Annotated in this window: 15 protein-coding genes; 5 read left to right on the top strand and 10 right to left on the bottom strand. The window is 68.8% G+C overall.

Features of this window, described 5'->3' with window-relative positions:
- Positions 1 to 53: 53 nt before the first annotated feature.
- Positions 54 to 2225 (bottom strand): malate synthase G, encoded by a 2172-nt coding sequence (locus tag ABAZ39_RS09935; protein ID WP_038531146.1) that lies wholly within the window; start codon positions 2223 to 2225, stop codon positions 54 to 56.
- 239 nt (positions 2226 to 2464) lie between these two features.
- Between ABAZ39_RS09935 and recD2 the strand changes: the two genes are divergently transcribed.
- The 4 genes from recD2 (at position 2465) to ABAZ39_RS09915 (ending at position 9672) form a co-directional block, all read left to right on the top strand.
- Positions 2465 to 4660: an SF1B family DNA helicase RecD2 gene (gene recD2 / locus ABAZ39_RS09930; protein WP_211112929.1), complete on the top strand. Its 2196-nt coding sequence runs from the start codon at positions 2465 to 2467 to the stop codon at positions 4658 to 4660.
- 351 nt (positions 4661 to 5011) lie between these two features.
- On the top strand, positions 5012 to 5617 hold the full coding sequence (locus ABAZ39_RS37390) for a cold-shock protein (RefSeq protein WP_051657916.1): 606 nt from the start codon (positions 5012 to 5014) through the stop codon (positions 5615 to 5617).
- A 209-nt stretch (positions 5618 to 5826) separates the two neighbouring features.
- Complete coding sequence (locus tag ABAZ39_RS09920) at positions 5827 to 6546, top strand: Crp/Fnr family transcriptional regulator (RefSeq protein ID WP_051657915.1); 720 nt, start codon at positions 5827 to 5829, stop codon at positions 6544 to 6546.
- Between the two features lie 144 nt (positions 6547 to 6690).
- Positions 6691 to 9672 (top strand): DUF3369 domain-containing protein, encoded by a 2982-nt coding sequence (locus tag ABAZ39_RS09915; protein WP_038529034.1) that lies wholly within the window; start codon positions 6691 to 6693, stop codon positions 9670 to 9672.
- A 50-nt stretch (positions 9673 to 9722) separates the two neighbouring features.
- Here the strand turns inward: ABAZ39_RS09915 and ABAZ39_RS09910 are convergent, their stop codons facing one another.
- The 6 genes from ABAZ39_RS09910 to ABAZ39_RS09885 form a co-directional block, all read right to left on the bottom strand.
- The gene (locus tag ABAZ39_RS09910; RefSeq protein WP_038529031.1) at positions 9723 to 11714 is read right to left on the bottom strand and encodes a methyl-accepting chemotaxis protein; all 1992 of its coding nucleotides are present in this window, start codon (positions 11712 to 11714) and stop codon (positions 9723 to 9725) included.
- A 227-nt stretch (positions 11715 to 11941) separates the two neighbouring features.
- Positions 11942 to 12241, bottom strand: coding sequence for a hypothetical protein (locus ABAZ39_RS09905; RefSeq protein WP_038529028.1), 300 nt, complete (start codon positions 12239 to 12241; stop codon positions 11942 to 11944).
- 223 nt (positions 12242 to 12464) lie between these two features.
- Entirely contained in the window at positions 12465 to 12758 is a 294-nt protein-coding gene (locus tag ABAZ39_RS09900; protein ID WP_081862943.1) for a ferredoxin family protein, read from the bottom strand.
- The gene (locus tag ABAZ39_RS09895; protein WP_038529024.1) at positions 12755 to 14056 is read right to left on the bottom strand and encodes an FAD-dependent oxidoreductase; all 1302 of its coding nucleotides are present in this window, start codon (positions 14054 to 14056) and stop codon (positions 12755 to 12757) included. Before ABAZ39_RS09895 ends, ABAZ39_RS09900 begins: the two co-directional genes overlap by 4 nt.
- 30 nt (positions 14057 to 14086) lie before the next feature.
- Positions 14087 to 15166: an electron transfer flavoprotein subunit alpha/FixB family protein gene (locus tag ABAZ39_RS09890; RefSeq protein ID WP_038529021.1), complete on the bottom strand. Its 1080-nt coding sequence runs from the start codon at positions 15164 to 15166 to the stop codon at positions 14087 to 14089.
- 53 nt (positions 15167 to 15219) lie between these two features.
- Entirely contained in the window at positions 15220 to 16071 is an 852-nt protein-coding gene (locus tag ABAZ39_RS09885; protein ID WP_038529018.1) for an electron transfer flavoprotein subunit beta/FixA family protein, read from the bottom strand.
- On the opposite strand from ABAZ39_RS09885, the gene ABAZ39_RS36415 reads away from it, so the two are divergent.
- Complete coding sequence (locus ABAZ39_RS36415; protein ID WP_162473405.1) at positions 15995 to 16264, top strand: hypothetical protein; 270 nt, start codon at positions 15995 to 15997, stop codon at positions 16262 to 16264. The two genes, ABAZ39_RS09885 and ABAZ39_RS36415, sit on opposite strands and share 77 nt — an antisense overlap.
- A gap of 154 nt (positions 16265 to 16418) precedes the next feature.
- Here ABAZ39_RS36415 and nifW read toward each other — a convergent pair whose 3' ends face one another.
- Genes nifW through nifV form a run of 3 tightly spaced genes read right to left on the bottom strand, consistent with a single transcriptional unit; the run spans position 16419 to position 18788 of the window.
- Positions 16419 to 16742, bottom strand: a complete 324-nt coding sequence (nifW, locus tag ABAZ39_RS09880) for a nitrogenase-stabilizing/protective protein NifW (RefSeq protein WP_035672214.1) — start codon at positions 16740 to 16742, stop codon at positions 16419 to 16421.
- 17 nt (positions 16743 to 16759) lie between these two features.
- Positions 16760 to 17629: a serine O-acetyltransferase gene (gene cysE, locus ABAZ39_RS09875; protein WP_038529015.1), complete on the bottom strand. Its 870-nt coding sequence runs from the start codon at positions 17627 to 17629 to the stop codon at positions 16760 to 16762.
- Positions 17630 to 17642: 13 nt separating this feature from the next.
- Positions 17643 to 18788 carry a homocitrate synthase gene (nifV, locus tag ABAZ39_RS09870; RefSeq protein ID WP_038529012.1) on the bottom strand — a complete coding sequence of 382 codons (1146 nt, stop codon included), beginning with the start codon at positions 18786 to 18788 and terminating at the stop codon, positions 17643 to 17645.
- Positions 18789 to 18940: the final 152 nt, after the last annotated feature.

Below are 18940 nucleotides of genomic sequence, written 5' to 3'. Positions count from 1 at the left end.
CCTCCCCCGCGAATGGGGAAGGGCCTTCGATGCGCGCCGGATGGTGGGCCGGCTCAGCTGGCGGCCTTCGCCTTGGCCTCGATGCGGCGGCGGTGCAGCACCGGCTCGGTGTAGCCGTTCGGCTGCTCGCGGCCCTTGAAGACGAGGTCGCAGGCGGCCTGGAAGGCGACGCTGCCGTCGAAGTCGGCGGCCATCGGGCGGTAGAGCGGATCGCCCGCGTTCTGCTTGTCCACCACGGCGGCCATGCGCTTCATCGTCTCCATGACCTGCGCCTCGGTGGTGATGCCGTGGAGCAGCCAGTTGGCGATGTGCTGGCTGGAGATGCGCAGCGTGGCGCGGTCCTCCATCAGCCCGACGTTGTTGATGTCCGGCACCTTGGAGCAGCCCACACCCTGGTCGATCCAGCGCACCACGTAGCCGAGGATGCCCTGGGCGTTGTTGTCCAGCTCCTGCTGGATCTCCTCCTCCGACCAGTTGGGGCGGTCGGCCAGCGGGATGGTCAGGATGGCGTCCAGGCTGGCGCGCTCGCGGCGGGCCAGCTCCTCCTGGCGGGCGGCGACGTTGACCTGATGGTAGTGCAGGGCGTGCAGCGTGGCCGCGGTGGGCGAGGGCACCCAGGCGGTGTTGGCGCCGGCCTGTGGGTGGGCGACCTTGGCGGCCAGCATGTCGGCCATGCGGTCGGGCATCGCCCACATGCCCTTGCCGATCTGGGCGTGACCCTTCAGCCCGCAGAGCAGGCCGGTGTCGACGTTCCAGTCCTCGTAGGCCTTGATCCAGGCGGACGACTTCATGTCGTTCTTGCGGATCATCGGGCCGGCTTCCATGGCGGTGTGCATCTCGTCGCCAGTGCGGTCGAGGAAGCCGGTGTTGATGAACACCACGCGCGCCGCCGCGGCGCGGATGCACTCCTTGAGGTTCACCGTGGTGCGGCGCTCCTCGTCCATGATGCCCATCTTCAGCGTGTTGCGCGCGATGCCCAGCGCATCCTCGACGCGGGCGAACAGCTCGTCGGCGAAGGCGACCTCCTCCGGCCCGTGCATCTTCGGCTTCACGATGTAGACCGAGCCGGCGCGGCTGTTGAGGCGGGCGCCCTTGACGTCATGCAGCGCGATCAGCGAGGTGATCATGCCGTCGAGGATGCCTTCCGGCGCCTCGCTGCCGTCGTTGAGCAGGACCGCGCTGTTGGTCATCAGGTGACCGACGTTGCGGATCAGCATCAGGCTGCGGCCGGGCAGGGTGATCGTCTCGCCGTTGCGGCTGGTGTAGCTGCGGTCGGGGTTCAGCCGGCGCTCCACCGTGCCGCTGCCCTTGGGGAAGCTGGCGGTCAGGCTGCCGGTCATCAGGCCCAGCCAGTTGCGGTAGGCCAGCACCTTGTCCTCGGCATCCACGGCGGCGACGGAATCCTCGCAGTCCTGGATGGTGGTCAGGGCGGATTCGAGCACGAGGTCGGCGACGCCCGCCGCGTCGGTCTCGCCGATCGGATGGCTGCGGTCGATGCGGATTTCCATGTGCAGGCCGTTGTCGGCCAGCAGGATGGCGGTCGGGGCCGACGGCGCGCCGTTGTAGCCGACCAGACGTTCCGGCTCGGCCAGACCCGTGCTGCGGCCGTCCTTCAGCGCGACGACGAGGCGGCCGTTGTCCACCGTGTAGCCGGCGGCGTCGGCGTGCGACCCGTCGGACAGCGGCGCGGCGCGGTCCAGCACGTCGCGGGCGAAGGCGATGACCTTCTCGCCGCGCTTCGGGTTGTAGCCGGCGGTGCGCTCCGCCCCGTCGTCGTCGGGGATGGCGTCGGTGCCGTAGAGCGCGTCGTACAGGCTGCCCCAGCGGGCGTTGGCGGCGTTCAGCGCGTAGCGGGCGTTCATCACCGGCACGACGAGCTGCGGGCCGGCGGTGGTGGAAATCTCCGGATCGACGTTCTCGGTCGTCACGGCGAAGTCCGGGCCTTCCGGCAGGAGATAGCCGATCTCCTTGAGGAATTCGGTGTGGGCGGCGCGGTCCAGCGGCTGGCCGCGGCGGCTGCGATACCATTCGTCGATCTGGGCCTGGAGCGCGTCCCGCTTGGCCAGCAGCGCGCGGTTGCGCGGGGCCAGATCGTGGAGGATCGCGTCAAGGCCCGACCAGAATTGCTCCGGCGTCACGCCGGTGCCCGGCAGGGCTTCGTTCTCGATGAAGCGGTGAAGCTCCGTGGCAACTTGCAAGCCGCCAACCTGAATGCGTTCCGTCACCATTGCTGCTCTTTCCTTCCGAAGTCGTAGACACCGCGGTTTTTCGGTTTGTCGTTCTTTGGCTGACGTTTTTTCACCGCAAGCCCGCTCCGGCGCGGTCCGTTCGGTCCGGTGTCCGGCGCGGGGTTCGCGCGACAAGGTACACATTCGCGGCGCCGCGGTCTTCCTCCGAATTGACGCGATGCAGCGGTTGCGCGGAGAACTCCCCCAAAGGCCCGCCAGCACCTATGTTGGGTGGCATGAGCATATCCGGCGATGCCTCCACCGCGGCGGGACCCCCGCGGGAACCGCTGTCGGGGCTGGTGGAGCGGGTGACCTTCCACAGCCCGGAGACGGGATTCTGCGTGCTGCGGCTGAAGGTGCGCGGGCAGCGCGACCTCGTCACGCTGGTCGGCCACGCCGCCACCATCGGCGCCGGGGAGTTCGTGCAGGCCAGCGGCGCCTGGGTGAACGACCGCAACCACGGGCTCCAGTTCAAGGCCGACTTCCTGCGCGCCACCCCGCCGACCACGGTGGAGGGGATCGAGAAGTATCTCGGCTCCGGCCTGATCCGCGGCATCGGGCCGGTCTACGCCAAGAAGATGGTCAAGGCCTTCGGCGAGGCGGTTTTCGACGTGATCGAACAGGAGCCGGACCGGCTGCGGCAGGTCACCGGCATCGGGCCGAAGCGGGCGCAGCGCATCATCGCCGGCTGGGCCGACCAGAAGGTGATCCGCGAGATCATGATCTTCCTGCACAGCCACGGGGTCGGCACCTCGCGCGCGGTGCGCATCTTCAAGACCTACGGGCCGGATGCCATCCGTCTCATCACCGAGAATCCCTACCGGCTGGCCCGCGACATCCGCGGCATCGGCTTCAAGACGGCGGACGCGGTGGCCGCAAGGCTGGGCATCGAGAAGACCGCGATGATCCGGGCGCGGGCCGGCATCGGCTACGCCCTGGCCGAGGCGACCGACCAGGGCCATTGCGGCGTGCCGGTGGCCGAGCTGATCCCCATGGCCGTGAAGCTGCTGGAGATCGACGCCGCCATCCTGGAGACCGCGGCGGAACTGGAGCGGCAGGACGGCGCGGTGGTCGCCGACAGCCTGGGCGGCGAGACCTGCCTGTTCCTGGCCAGCCTGCACCGGGCGGAGCAGGCCATCGCCGACCGGCTGCGCCGCCTGGCCGGCGGTCCCGTGCCCTGGCCGGAGATCGACGCGGAGAAGGCGATTCCCTGGGTGGAGGCGAAGGCCGGGATCACGCTGGCCGAGGGGCAGCGGGAGGCGCTGCGCCAGGCGGCGACGTCGAAGCTGCTGGTCATCACCGGCGGGCCGGGGGTCGGCAAGACGACGCTGGTGAACAGCATCCTGACCATGCTGAAGGCCAAGGGCGTGTCGATCGCGCTGGCCGCCCCCACCGGCCGCGCCGCCAAGCGGCTGAGCGAGAGCACCGGCATGGAGGCGCGGACCATCCACCGCCTGCTGGAGACCGATCCGCAGGCCGGCGGCTTCAAGCGCGACGAGACCAACCCGCTGGACTGCGACCTGCTGGTGGTGGACGAGACCAGCATGGTCGACGTGCCGCTGATGAACGCCCTGCTGCGCGCCGTGCCGGGGCGGGCCGCCCTTTTGCTGGTCGGCGACGTGGACCAGCTGCCCTCGGTCGGGCCGGGGCAGGTGCTGGGCGACGTGATCGGCTCCGGCGCGGTGCCGGTGGTGCGGCTGACCGAGATCTTCCGGCAGGCGGCGACCAGCCGCATCATCGTCAACGCCCACCGCATCAACGCCGGCCAGATGCCGGAGACACCGAAGGCCGGGGAGGACAGCGACTTCTACTTCGTCGAGGCGGCGACCCCGGAGACCGGGGTGGCGAAGCTGATCGAGATGGTCCGCGACCGCATTCCCCGCCGGTTCGGCGCCGACCCGGTGCGCGACGTGCAGATCCTTTGCCCGATGAACCGCGGGGGCCTCGGCGCGCGGTCGCTGAACATCGAATTGCAGAGAGTGCTGAACCCGCCGGGCGAGTCCCGAGTCGAGCGATTCGGCTGGACCTTCGGCCCCGGCGACAAGGTCATGCAGGTCGAGAACAACTACGACAAGGAGGTCTACAACGGCGATCTCGGCATCGTATCCGCCGTTGATACCGAGGAAGGTGTGCTGACCGCCACCTTCGACGGCCGTCCGGTGACCTATGATTTCGGAGAATTGGATGAGATTGTCCTGGCCTACGCGACGACGATCCACAAGAGCCAGGGGTCTGAATACCCGGTGGTTGTGATCCCGGTAGTGACCCAGCATTACACGATGCTCCACCGCAACCTGATCTATACCGGCGTGACGCGGGGCAAGCGGCTGGTGATCATGCTCGGCCAGCGCCGCGCGCTCGCCATGGCGGTGCGTGGGGTCCAGGGACGGCGGCGCTGGACGAAGCTGGGGGAGTGGCTGTCGCCACTATGACCCTTGGAGGAGGACAACCATGTCGGGATTTTGTCACAGACGTATGCGCGCAGGGTTTGCGCCGCCTGCCCCGGTGTGCGCAGCGTCCGTCATCGCGCGCTGTGGAAAATGTCCTAAGCTGTTCAATTGACGAAAGAAACTCCTGTCTCCCCAGGGGCGGGGCGGGGGTGGGCGCCCAGGGTCCGCCGGGGGTGGCACCGGGCACCTTCGGGACCGGTACCCCTTCCGAACGGACGGCATTCCCCTTGGCCGAATGTCGCAGGAAAGGGCGTCTGGCCTTTGGCGTGCTTGACGGATGGCTCGTACCCTGTGACAAAGATAATTCGGCATCCTTTATGAGCTTGAAGACACATGTTCGACCGCCCGCCCCGCCAGGGCTACCGCGCTCCCGAGATCACCAAGGCCAACGTCACCGCCACTGTGAAGTGGTTCAACCCCACCAAGGGGTTCGGCTTCGTGTCACCCGAGGACGGTTCGCCCGACGCCTTCCTGCACGTCTCCGCGGTTCAGGCCGCCGGCTATGACGCGCTCGACGAAGGCGCGACCATCGTTTGCGACCTCGCCCGCGGCCCGAAGGGTCCGCAGGTTGCTTCCATCCAATCCGTGGACACCTCCACCGCGTCCCGTTCGGCCCGTCCGGCCCGCACGGGTGGCGCCGGTGGCTTTGGCGGCGGCGGTTATGACCGTGGCGGCTACGGCGGCGGCGGCGGTTACGACCGCGGCGGCTGGGGCAACGACGCCGGCGGCGGCGAAGAGGTCGACGGAACCGTCAAGTGGTTCAACGCCGACAAGGGCTTCGGCTTCATCACGCCGAGCACCGGTGGCAAGGACGTGTTCGTCCATGTGAACGTTCTGCGTCGCTCCGGCATGCAGACGCTCCAGGAAGGCGATCAGGTGCGCGTGACCGTCCGCCAGGGCCAGAAGGGTCCGGAGGCCGGCAAGGTCGAGTACCGCTAAGCCGTCTTCAGCCTCTGAAGAGCGGACTTTGAAAACGGCCGGGGCGCTTCCGCAAGGAGGCGCCCCGGTTCGTTTTCGGGACTCCGGCGCCAAGGCCCGAGGCCGACGGCTGGGGGATCCGCATCGTCGCGGCGATTCCCCATCTTGCCCAAACCTTGTGCAAGCTGCGACATTGGCCGAGGTTCTGTGGTGACGAGGTGAGGGTAGGCATGAGGAACGATCCGCCGGGCTATCGGCCCCAGGACGCCGCGACGCTGCGGTCCAACGCGCTGTTCGGCCGCCTGCCCGACCGGTCGCTGGAGCTTCTCGTCAGCACCGCCCAAGTGCGCACGGTGCCGCGCGGCACCACCCTGTTCGTTCAGGACGAGGACGCCGACCGCTTCTTCGCTTTGCTCGACGGCTGGGTGAAACTCTACCGCCTGACCCGCGACGGGGCGGAGGCGGTGGTGACCATCGTCGCCCCCGGCGAGACCTTCGCCGAGGCCGCCATGTTCGCCAGCGGCAAATTCCCGGTCTGCGCGGAGGCGGTCGCCGACTCGCGCGTCATGACCCTGACGGCGGAAGGCTTCACCCGCTGCCTGCGCGAGGACGAGCAGATCGCCTTCGCCATGCTGGGGTCGCTGTCGGTGCGGTTGCGCCACCTCGTCCAGCAGATCGAGCAGTTGCAGGTCCAGCCGACCGCTCAGCGGGTCGGCAGCTTCCTGTTGCGCTTCTGCCCGGAGGGAGGCGGCGCCACCAGCTTCGCTCTGCCCTTCGACAAGGCGCTGATCGCCCGGCGCCTCGGCATGCAGCCGGAGACCTTCTCCCGCGCGCTGGCGAAGCTGCGCGGCGTCGGGGTGGAGACGCAGGGCGGGATGGTGTCCGTCGCCGACCTGGACGCGCTGCGCCGCTTCTGCAACGCCGACTCCGGGGGCGACTCTCGCGGCTGACGGGCTGGCGCAGTCTTGGGTTGTCGTCGGCCGCGGCGCCCCGCCGATGAAGGGTTGTGGCGGAGTGCAGGGGCATGTTCACGCGCGGCGGCGCTGTGATATCCTCCCGCGACCGGAGGCTGCCGGCGGTGCGGAGTGAGTTCGATGAGCGACGAGTTTCTTTTCGCCGACGACGAGCCGGGTATCGAGGCCGAGACGGCGAAGGAAGCGGCGCCGGAGCCTGCCGATCCCTGGATCATCCTGATCGTCGATGACGATCCGGCCATTCACGCGACCACCAAGATGGTGCTGCGCGGCTTCACCTTCGAAGGTCGCCCGGCGCAGTTCCTGTCCGCCGGCACCGCGGCCGAGGCGCGCAGCCTGCTGGAGCAGAACCCGGCCATCGCCGTGGTGCTGCTGGACGTGGTCATGGAGTCGGACGACGCCGGCTTGCGGCTGGTGCGCATGATCCGCAGCGAACTGAACAACCGGCGCGTGCGCATCATCCTGCGCACCGGCCAGCCGGGGCAGGCGCCGGAACGCGACGTCATCCTGAACTACGACATCAACGACTACAAATCGAAGACGGAACTGACGGCGCAGAAGCTGTTCACCTCGGTCGTCGCCGCCCTGCGCGGCTATCAGGACATCACCGCCATCGAGGACCACCGCCGGGGGCTGGAGCGCATCCTGGACGCTTCGTCCGCCCTGCTCGACAAGCGGACCATGGCGGAGTTCGTTCGCGGCGCGGTGTCGAAGATCGCCGAGATCTGCCCGCCCTGCGACGGCATGGCCCTGTGCAGCCGCTGGACGGAGGAGGAAACCGGCGGTGCCGCGCGCGACCCGCTGGTGCTGGGGGCCGGCGGCATCCACGCGGCGGCGGAGGGCAAGCCGGTGCGCGCCGCCCTGCCGGCGGAGGCGGCGGAGGCGGTGACCCAGGCGCTGGCCGATGGGCGGAACCGCTATGAGCGGGAGCGCAGTTTGTTGGTCTTCCGCTCCACCTCGCGGCACCACGACACGGTGTTCCACATCAGCCACCAGCGCCCCCTGACGGAGGACGAGCGGCGGCTGCTGGAGGTGTTCTGTTCCAAGGTCGCGGTCGGCTTCGACAACGTGCATCTGTACGAGGAGCTGACGGCGCTGAACCGCAACCTGGAAAGCCAGGTGGCCGACCGCACCCGCGAGCTGGTCGCCGCGACCGAGGCGGCGGAGGCGGCAAGGGCGGAGGCGGAGGCGGCCAATCAGGCCAAGTCGCTGTTCCTGGCGACGATGAGCCACGAGATCCGCACCCCGATGAACGGCGTCCAGGGCATGCTGGAGCTGCTGGAATACACGCCGCTGACCCCGGAGCAGCAGGAGCTGGTCTCCGTCGTGCGCGATTCGGCGGGGGCGCTGCTGACCATCATCAACGACATCCTGGATTTCTCGAAGATCGAGGCCGGACGGCTGGACCTGGAGCACGCTCCGGTGTCGTTGTCCGCGGTGGTGGAGGGCGTCGCCGAGACGCTGGCCCCGGCGGCGCGGCAGAAGGACCTGACGCTGGTCACCTACGTCGATCCTGACCTGCCGCCGCTGGTCATGGGCGATTCGGTGCGCATCCGGCAGGTGCTGTTCAACATCGCCGGCAACGCCGTGAAGTTCACCCCCTCCGGCTCGGTGCGCATCCGCGCCGAGCTGGCGCGCTTCGAGGACGGGCGGGCGACCATCCGGATCACCGTGACCGACACCGGCATCGGCATCGCCACGGAGGCGCAGGCCCAGCTGTTCCGCCCCTTCACCCAGGCGGAAGCCTCGACCACGCGGCGCTTCGGCGGCACCGGGCTGGGGCTGTCGATCTGCCGCCGTCTCGCCGAGCTGATGGGCGGCGAGGTCGGGGTGACGAGCGAGCCCGGCCGCGGCTCGACCTTCTGGTTCACCTTCACCGCCGATCTCGCCGCAGACGGCGACGCCGTGGGCGTCGCGGCTCCGCCGCTGGCCGGGCTGTCGGTGCTGCTCCTGGCCGCCGACGCGGAGGAACGGCGTTTCCTCGCCCGCTATCTGAACACCGATGGTGCCGTGCTGCTGGATGCGCCGGACGCGGCGGCGGGGATGCGGGCCCTGCCGCCCGGCACGCCCTGTGACGTCGTGCTTACCACCGCCGAGGCGGACGTGCAGGCGTTGGACGCCGCGGCGCCGGGGCTGGCGCGCGGACGGGTGCTGCTGGGCGGGCGCGGCGCCCTGATCGACGCGGTCGGGCTGGCCCGTCCGGTGCGCCGCGGTCATCTGGTGCGCGCCGTGCTGGCCGCTGCGGGCCGCGGACCAGCGGTCGAGGCCGAGACGGGGCATCCCGGCCCGGCCGGAGCGTCCCTGGCGGGAGATGGCGCGGCGACCCCGCCGCGCATTCTGGTGGCCGAGGATCATCCGACCAACCGGCAGGTCATCCAGCGGCAGCTCGCCCTGCTCGGCCATACGGTGGACATGGCGGAGGACGGCGTCGAGGCGCTGGCCCTGTGGCGCGACGGCGATTACGCGCTGCTGCTGACCGACTGCCAGATGCCGGAAATGGACGGCTTCGAGCTGACCCGCCTGATCCGCGCCGAGGAGGCGGCGAAAGGGCGCCCGCGCCTGCCCATCATCGCGGTCACCGCCAACGCCATGGCCGGCGAGGCCCAGCGCTGCCTGTCCGCGGGGATGGACGACGCCGTGTCGAAGCCGGTGGAGATCGGCCAGCTGCGCCGCCTGCTGGAGCGCCATCTGCCGTCCCAACCAGGGGCCGAGCCGGAGGTCGCTCCCACCGCACCCGTCGCGGCTCCGGACTCCGCCTCCGACGCGCCGCCGATCGACGTGGGCGTTCTGGCGACGCTGTTCGACGGGGATATGGAGTTCGTCGGGCAACTGCTGCAGGAGTTCATCGTCTCCAACAGCGCCAGCCGCGACCGTCTGGTCGCCGCCCACGCGGCGGAGGATTGGGACGGCGTGCGGCAGGCCGCCCACAAGCTGGCGGGGTCCTCCCGCACGGTGGGCGCGCGCGATCTGGCCGCGGCGAGCGACGCCATCGAACTGGCCTGCATGGACCGGCGGCTGGACGGCATCGGCGCGCTGGTCGCCCGCGCCGACCATGAGCTTGGCCGTGCCGCCGCTTTCATTGATGGCATGGCGCCGGCTTAGCGAGCCGGCGCCATGCCCATCGGTCGATCAGGCGGTTCCCAAGTGGTTCCTCAAGCGGCCATCGGCCGCAGGGCACGGTCGCGGACCAGCGTGTTGAACCGCTGTTCGAAGCCGGCCTTCGCCTCGTCCGGCAACTCGAAACGGACGTGGCAGCTCTGGGCCTCGACCGTCACGACGGTGAAGGGCAGGGGCATGCCGAAGCCGTCGATGTGCAGCGCGCCGCGCCCGCCGTTCGTGGCGCCGTCCCAGACCTGCAGCGCAGCACCGCTGGAGGACAGGTTGTGCAGGCGGCAGATCCGGTTGCCGGCGGAGGTTTCGGCGCGGGCGGGCAGATCCACCGCGTAGCGGGCCTCGCGGCGGCGGTCCACCTCGCTCATCGAGGTGCGGACGACGCGGACCAGGATGCCGCGCAGCTCATCGATGCTCCCCGAGACGTCGTCGGCGACGGTGCGCACGTCGGACGCGCGGTCGCCGGTGGCCTGCGCCTCGCTGGAGACCTCGGCGATGCGGCGGGAGACCTCGCGCGCGGCGTCGGCGGTCTGGTTGACGTTGCGGCTGATCTCCTGGGTCGCGGCGGCCTGTTCCTCCATCGCGGCGGCGATGGCGGCGGCAACCTGATCGACCTCGGTGATGCTCTCGGTGATGGTGGAGACGGCAGCCACGGCGCCGCCGGTCGCGGCCTGGATCTCGCCGATCTGGGTGGCGATGTCCTCGGTCGCCTGCGCGGTCTGGTTCGCCAGATTCTTCACCTCGCTGGCCACCACGGCGAAGCCCTTGCCGGCTTCCCCGGCCCGTGCCGCCTCGATGGTGGCGTTCAGCGCCAGCAGGTTGGTCTGGCTGGCGATGTTCTGGATGAGCTGGGCGACGTCGCCGATCTTCTGCACGGCGTCGGACAGCGACTGGATGGTGCCGCGCGCCTGATCACCCTTGTCCACGGCGATGCGGGTGATGCTGCTGGCCTGCGCCACCTGGGTGCCGATCTCGCGGATCGAGGCGGCCAACTCCTCCGAGGCGGCGGCGACGGTCTGGGCGTTGCGCAGGGCCTGCTCCGCGGCGGCGGCCACCGACTGGCTGTTCGCCCCGACGGCGTCCGCCGACCGGGCCATGGCCGCGGCGTTGCCTTCCATCTGCCCGGTGCGCTCGGCCACCCGGTCCACGGCGTTGCGGGTTTCGCGCTCCACCGTCTGGGCCATGTTCTCCAGCGCGTCGCGCTTGGCGATCTCGGCCTGCTCGCGCTGGCGTTCCTGCTCCTGGCGCATGCGCTGGTTCTCCAGACCGTTGGCCTTGAACACCTCCACCGCGCGGGCCATCGCGCCGATCTCGTCGTGCCCGCCGCTTCCCGGCACGGCTTCGGCATAGTCGCCGTCGGCGATCCGCCGCATCGCGGCGGTCAGGCGCCCCACCGGGCCGACGACGCGGCGGACCACCACCATCACGCCCAGCAGCACCATGGCAATGCCGACGGCCAGCAGCGTCCAGGCGGTCGTGCTGGCCATGTCGTGGGTCTTCTGGGCGGCCTCGTAGCTTTCGCCGGCGACGCGCACCTGGAGGTCGATCAGCAGGCCGATGCGGTCGGTGACGGGGTCGATGGTCTGGTACAGCTCCTTTCGGACGAAGCCGTCCAGCGCCCGGCTGTCCTTGTCCGACAGGATGCCGATCAGCCGCTCGATCAGGATGTCGGCCTTGGCCATGTCCGGCTTGACCTGATCGACAAGGGCCCGCTCCTCGTCATTGAGCGTGTTGGCGAGATAGGCGGACCAGTGCGACCGGATGTCCTCCTTCGCCTTGCGGGCGGATGCCAGGCTTTCGTCCCAGGTGAAGTTGCCGTTGCGGGCCTTGTGCGAGGCGTCGACGATGAAGACGGCGTAGGCGTCCGAGATGATCTTCAGGTTGCGCAGCGGCAGCACCCGGTCGTCATGCACCGACCGCAGGTCGGCGTTCGCCATGTTGAGCGCGCGCAGCCCGACGACGTCGCTGACGGCAAGCAGCACGCCGAGCAGGTTCAGAACCACGAGAAGAAGGACCTTGATGGAGAGGCGCATTGCAAGCTTTCCGCGGATTTCGACAAGCTCCCGCTTTTCCCATCGTCGTGCGACGGCGCGGGCTTCGGAGACGTCAGGCGTGGACGGAACGAAAAATCGCCGTCCGCGGGATGGCGCGGACGGCGATTCCTGGTTTCTGCTCTGCACAGCGGGCCGCGCAATCCGGGCCTCGTCCGAACAGCCGGAGAGTGTCTACGAGCGGTGACTCGTGTCCAACCCCTCGGGCGTCATTGGACCTTGACCTCGTTCCCGTGATCGCGGCGGTAGATGTGCACATGGTAGGCGGCCATCGGATTGCCCCGGACATACTCCAGCAGACGGCGTTCCATATCCGGCGTGGCGTTGCGGATCAGCATCTGCCAGGCCGGCTCCATCGTGGCGCGCTGGGTCTCGTTGTGCGGCAGCATGATGAAGCCCGCCCATTCTGGCCGGAAGTCAGCAAGATAGCTTTCGGCATAATGCCGCATCATGGACGCGTCGTTGACGTTGACCGACTTCATGTTCTCGAAGCAGACACGAAGCTGCATGTTCCGTCTCCCTCGTTCCGCGGGTCTCGATACAACGGATATGTGCAGCGTCCGTCCCTTCCGCATCCTCCGATTTGTTGAAAATTCGGGTGGGAGCGCCGATCCCCCGCCGACAAAGAAAACCCCTCCCCGCGGAGCGGGAAGGGGTTTCAGTCATGGCGGATAGGAGAGGGAGACGACCGGCAAACCAGCGGCGAAGGCCGTAGGACCGCCGGTGCGTTCCTCAACCAAACTTATAACTGATGCCGTAGCCGCCCCGCGGGTAGTCCCACTGAATATTTTCCTTGTCCTGGCAGACCACGCGGCAGGTGCCGCATTCCAGGCAGCCGTCGGTGGCCAGCGTCACGCTGCCCGTCTCGTTCTTGCTGTAGCAGGCCGCCGGGCAGCAGATGGTGCAGGCCTGGGACTCGCAGGATTTGCAGACCGCCTCGTTGCGGATCTGGATGTGCGGCCGGCTCTCGTCGACGATGTAGCGGTTCTGGTACAGCTTCTCTTCGATCTTGACCACAATGCTCATCGCACGGCCCTCACCAGCTTGATTGCGTCGCCGACCAGACCCATGATCGAGCGCTTCTTGACGAAGGACTTCATGATCTCCTTCTCCTTCGTCCTCTTGTCGACGCTGTCCACGGTGAACCAGCTGTGGGCGGCGGCGGTCAGCGTGTCGGGATAGGCGCCGAAGAACTGCTTGTTCTCGTGCATGATGCCCGGCAGGTTCCGGTACTTCTTCAGGTCCTTCATGATGAAGCTGTCGTCCAGCTTCTTCTTGTAGGCGGCGAGGTTGGCGGCGTTGAAGGGCTTGCCGGCCTGCTTCAGCTCGATCACCGTCTCCGCGGCCATGCGGCCCGACGCCATGGCGAGGTTGGAGCCCTCGCGGTGGGCGGCGTTGTTGAAGTGGGCGGCGTCGCCGACCACCATCCAGCCGTCGCCGTAGAGCTGCGGAACCGCCTTGTAGCCGCCCTCGGGGATCATGTGGGCGGCGTATTCCTTCATCTCCGCCCCTTCGATGAGCGGCTTGATGACGGGGTGGTTCTTCAGGTCCTCCAGCATCTTGTAGGGCGGGATGGCGCCCTCCTTGAAGTCGGAGATCAGGCAGCCGATGCCGATCGTCAGCGATTCCTTGTTGGTGTAGAGGAACGCCGTGCCGACCATGCCCTTGGTCACCTTGCCCATGATCTCGATGACCACGCCCTCTTCGTCCTTCAGGCCGAAGCGCTGCTGGATCAGTTCGGGATCGATGAACAGGATCTCCTTGACCGCCAGCGCGACGTTCTGCGGCGCCAGCTCCGGCTGGAAGCCGGTGCGGCGGGCGAGCAGGGCGTTCACGCCATCGGCCATGATGACCACGTCGGCGTGGATCTCGCCGCCCTCGCGGTCGGTGCGCACGCCGATGACCTTGCCCGAGGCGTCGCGGATCAGCTCCGTCACCGTGGTCTCGCAGATCTGCAGGCCGCCGGCCTCGCGGATCTTCTCGGAGAACCACTTGTCGATGTTGGCGCGGATGATCGTGTAGCGGTTCGGCTTGTCGCTGTTGAAGGCGTCCGACCGGTAGTTGGTGCCGATGTAGTTGTCGTCGCCGAGCAGCCAGACGCGCTGTTCGATGATGTGGCGCTCGGTCGGGCAATCCTCGCGGAAGTCCGGGATGATCTTTTCCAGCTCGGCGGCGTACATGATGCCGCCCTGGACGTTCTTGGCGCCGGGATATTCCCCGCGCTCGAGCTGGAGAACGTTGAGGCCCTGCTTGGCCAGCGTGTAGGCCGCCGCGTTGCCGGACGGGCCGGCACCGATGACGATGGCGTCGAACTTTTCGACCATGGTCCTTGTGGCTCCTGTTCGTCCGGTTGCTTAGCCGGCCAGCCGGTTGACCGAGAGGCGCTTGCCGAAAGCGTCGGTCAGGGCCGGCAGGATGGTCAGCGCGTCGCCGACCAGCCCGAGATGGGCGAAGTCGAAGATCGGCGCGTTGGGGTCGGTGTTGATGGCCAGGATCAGGTCGGACTTTTCCATGCCGACCCGGTGCTGGATGGCGCCGGAGATGCCGGCGGCGATGTAGAGCTTCGGGCGCACCGTCTTGCCGGTCTGCCCGACCTGGCGGTCGAAGCCGGTCCAGCCGGCCTGGACCAGCGGACGGGTCACCCCGACCTCGCCGCCCAGAACCCTGGCGAGGTCGAAGACCAGCTTCAGGTTCTCCGGCTTGCCCAGCCCCTTGCCCGCCGCGACGATGATGTCGGCGAAGGCGAGCTGCGCCTCGTTCTGCTCGCGGTCGGCGATGAAGCTCAGCACCTTGGTGATGACGTCGGTCTCACGCAGGTTCGGGAACACCTGGACCACGCGGCCGGTGCGGCTGTCGTCGCGGTCGGGCATCGACATCACACGCGGGCGCACCGTGGCCATCTGCGGGCGGTAGGCCAGCGTCTGGATGGTGCAGAGCAGGGTGCCGCCGAAGGTCGGGCGGGTGGCCGCCAGCGACCGGTTGTCCATGTAGATGTCCAGCTCGGTGCAGTCGGCGGTCAGGCCGGTGGCGAGCGTGGTGGCGATGGCGCCGGCGAGGTCGCGGCCCAGCGTGGTGGCGCCCAGCAGCACGATCTCCGGCTTGTAGGTGTTGACCACGTCGGTCATCACCCGCGTGTAGGGATCGGTGCGGTAGTCGGCCAGGACCGGGTCGGTCACCTTATAGACGACGTCGGCGCCGTAGGTGAAGGCGTCGCCGCAGATGGCGTTCAGCTCCGGGCTGTCGGCGCCCAGCACCACGGCCCCCACCTCGACCCCCAGCTTGTCGGCGAGCTTGCGGGCCTCGCCCACCAGCTCCCACGACACGGAATGGACGGAGCCGCGCTCCTGCTCCACGATCACCCAGATGCCCTTGTATTCCTTCAGGTGCTCGGGCAGTTGGAACTTGCGTCCCTGCGGCTTGCTTGGTTCGCTCATCGGGATGTCTCCGGCGGAGGATTCGTCAGGAACGGCGCGTCAAGGCCAGCGCGTCACAGGCCGGCGGCGGCGCGGGCGAGCAGCTCGTCGGCGAGTTTCGGCTGGGCGCCGAGGATGGCTTCGACCGCGGCGGCGGCCTGGGCCTCGGCGGTGGGGGCCTCGGCCTCGACCATGGTGGCCTTCTGGGCGCGCGGCTTGGGCACGAAGACCTTCGACACGACGGTGGGCGAGCCCTTCAGCCCGACCTTCGTCTCTTCGGCGCCGGTGGTGTCCTTGTTCCAGGTCTTCAGGCCGTAGCGGGCGGCGCGGAACATGTCGTCCATCTTGCCGAAGCGGATGGTGTTCGTGCCTTCCAGCATCGTGATCATGCAGGGCAGGGCGGTCTTCAGCACCTGCACGCCGCCTTCGGAGCGGCGGTGCACAACGATCTCCTTGGCGCCCTGGTCGATCGATTCGATCTTCGTGATGTAGGTGAGCTGCTGGAAGCCCAGCCGCGTGGCGATGCCCGGACCGACCTGCGCGGTGTCGCCGTCGACCGTCTGCTTGCCGCAGAAGACCAGATCGACCGTCTCCTCCTCCGACAGCTTCTTGATGGCGGAGGTCAGGGCGTAGGAGGTCGCCAGCGTGTCCGACCCGGCGAACTTGCGGTCGGTCAGCAGCACCGCGTCGTCGGCGCCCAGCGACAGCGCCTTGCGCAGCGAGGTTTCGGCCATCGGCGGCCCCATGGTCAGGACGGTGACGCGGGCGCCCACCTTGTCCTTGATCCGCAGCGCCTCCTCCAGCGAGAAGAGGTCGAAGGGGTTGATGATGGCCGGGACGCCCTGACGCATGATCGTGTTCGTCACGGGGTGGATGCGGATCTGGGCGCTGTCAGGCACCTGTTTGATACAGACAACGATGTGCATCCCGGTCTCCTTGACATTCCGCCGCCTGTCGCGCGGCGTGGCTATGGTCGTACCAGCAAGCGGCGTGCCAGTTCTGCGCAACCGCGGTAAGATATTGTATTTAAATGATTTTATCGCTGTTGAGAGATTGTCGCAAAAACGACAAAGAACGGACGTGTCGGCTTCTCAACAGGGGGCTTCCGTCACGGCCTGACCGACGCCCCAACCCGGTCCGGCCTCTGTCGCCTACCGGACAAACCCGACAACGGCCGCACAGGGCGCGGAGGATGGCCGGAAAGCATGACGGCCCGCGGACGCTCGCCGGGGGCGGGTCCGCAGGCCGTCTTGGAAACGAAGGGTGAAACGGATCAGGTCGGCAGCAGGGCGTCCAGCGGCACGAAGCGGTCGGCCATCTTGCGCGCCTCCTCCTGGTGGACCTTGAAGGTCTTCTCGGCGATGGCGTTGGACGCCACGAAGTCCTGATAGGCGCGCTCCAGATGGGCGCTGTAGCGCGCGGCCATGCCCTCGTCGTCCAGCCCCTCCATGCCGGTGTCGGCGGACAGATAGTCGTGGAAGCGCTGCAGGATGTGCAGGCGGTTCACGTTCACCACGCGCTGCTCGTAGGTGACGCCGAGGAAGCGCAGGAAGTCCTCCGCGGTCTCCAGATCCTCCAGATCGTCCTTGAAGCTCATGGCGGGGTCCTTTCCGTTCAGATGACGTAATGATCGGCGCGCGCGCCGGTGTCGGGGGAATGGGTGTGGTGGTCGCGGTCGCCGCAGGCGTCCTGGTCGCACAGGTTGCCGCAGCTCCGGCAGACGATGCCGTCGAGCGGCAGATCGTCCAGCCGGATCGCGCTTAGCGGTGGGGCGGGGCGCGTGGCCTCCTCCGCCGCGTGGGCTTCCAGCCGGGCCTCGATGCGGTTGATGTGGTCGATCAGGCAGGCGATGGCCTTGCCGACCGGGTCGGGCATCAGATGGTGGTCGAGGTCGATGCCGTGGGCGGCCAGCCGGCGCTGGGTGTCCGGACGGACGATGCGGCCGGGGATGCCGACCACCGTCATGCCCTCCGGCACGTCCTTGGTCACCACGGAGTTGGCGCCGACGCGGCCGTGGGCGCCGACGGTGATCGGCCCCAGGATCTTGGCCCCGGACCCGACCAGCACGCCGTCGCCCAGCGTCGGGTGCCGCTTGCCCTTGGTCCAGGAGGTGCCGCCCAGCGTCACCCCGTGATAGAGCGTCACGTCGTCGCCGACCTCCGCGGTTTCGCCGATGACGACGCCGGCCCCGTGATCGATGAAGAAGCGGCGGCCGATGGTGGCGCCGGGGTGGATGTCGATGTTGGTCAGGGCGCGGGCCAGATAGGACAGGAAACGCGCCGGCCAGCGCAGACCCCGCCGCCACGCGGCGTTGGACAGCCGATGGACCACCAGCGCGTGGATGCCGGGGTAGCAGGTGAGCACGTCGAAGACGTTGCGCGCCGCTGGGTCGCGGTCGAAGACGCAGGCGACATCCTCGCGCAGCAGCCGCCACAGGCTGGTCTCATTCATGGCGAGGTCCGGGTGGGCGTCGATCGCGGCCATGGGGTCCTCCGGATCACGAAGAGACGACGCTCCAGCGGGTGGCGTCGTCGTGGAAGGCGCGCAGCTCCTCCGCCGTCGGGGCGCGCTTGGCGCGGGTGGCGAGGGCGCGGACCCGCGGCAGCACCGCCTGGGCGGTGGCGTCGTCGCAGGCGATGCCGAGCTGGCCGTAGGCCATCTTCACCCCAGCCGTGCCGGAATGCTTGCCCAGCACGATGCGGTGTTCGCGCCCCACCTCGGCGGGGTCGAAATTCTGGTAGGTGGCGCGGTCGCGCAGCAGCCCGTCGACGTGGATGCCGGCCTCGTGCGTGAAGACGGCGTCGCCGACGATCGACTTGTTGACCGCCACCGGCCGGTTGGAGGCGCGCTCCACGAGGTCGGAGATCGCCCCCAGCGCGCGGGTGTCCACGCCGCAGTCCTGCCCGTAGAGCACCTTCAGCGACACCACCACCTCCTCCAGCGGGGCGTTGCCGGCGCGTTCGCCCAGCCCGTTGACGGTGGTGTTGACGTGGGTCGCTCCGCCCAGCACGGCGGCCAGCGAGTTGGCGTTGGCGAGGCCGAGGTCGTCGTGGGCGTGGATCTCGATCTCCAGGTCGGTGGCCCGGCGCAGCCGTTCGATGCAGGCGCGCGTTTGGAAGGGGTCGAGCACGCCCAGCGTGTCGGCGAAGCGGAAGCGGCGGGCGCCGGCTTCCTGCGCCACCGTCGCTGCGGCGATCAGGAAATCCATGTCAGCGCGCGAGGAGTCCTCGCCGCCCAGGCTGACCTCCAGCCCGTGGTCGCGGGCCGTCTTGACCTTGCGTTCGATCTCCGCCAAGGCCCAGGCGCGGCTGCGCTTCAGCTTCCTGGTGATGTGGATGTCGGAGACGGGCATCGACAGGTTGACGGTGCCGACCTTGCAGTCCAGCGCCGCCTTCAGGTCGGTGTCGTGCATGCGGCACCAGACCATCAGCCGGGCCTTCAGCCCCAGCGCGGCCACGGCGCGGATGCCCTCGCGCTCCTCCGGACCCATGGCGGGGATGCCGATCTCCAGCTCCGGCACGCCGGCCTCGTCGAGCGCGCGGGCGATGGCGATCTTCTCGTCGAGCGTGAAGGCGACCCCCGCCGTCTGCTCCCCGTCGCGCAGCGTCGTGTCGTTGATGATGGTGGAACCGGCCGTCGGCATGACGTGAGCCTCGATGCGAATGCGTCGCGGTGGTTGCCCCCTCCCTAACCCTCCCCCGCTTCGCAGGAGAGGGGACTGCCGCCGCTCTGCCCCCTCCACCGCGACAGCGGGGGAGGGATGGGGAGGGGGCCGGGAGGTGTGTTGTGTCGCAG

The sequence above is a fragment of the Azospirillum argentinense genome, from assembly GCF_000632475.1.
GTDB classification, from domain to species: domain Bacteria; phylum Pseudomonadota; class Alphaproteobacteria; order Azospirillales; family Azospirillaceae; genus Azospirillum; species Azospirillum baldaniorum.
This window is presented reverse-complemented; position numbering and strand designations above follow the sequence as displayed.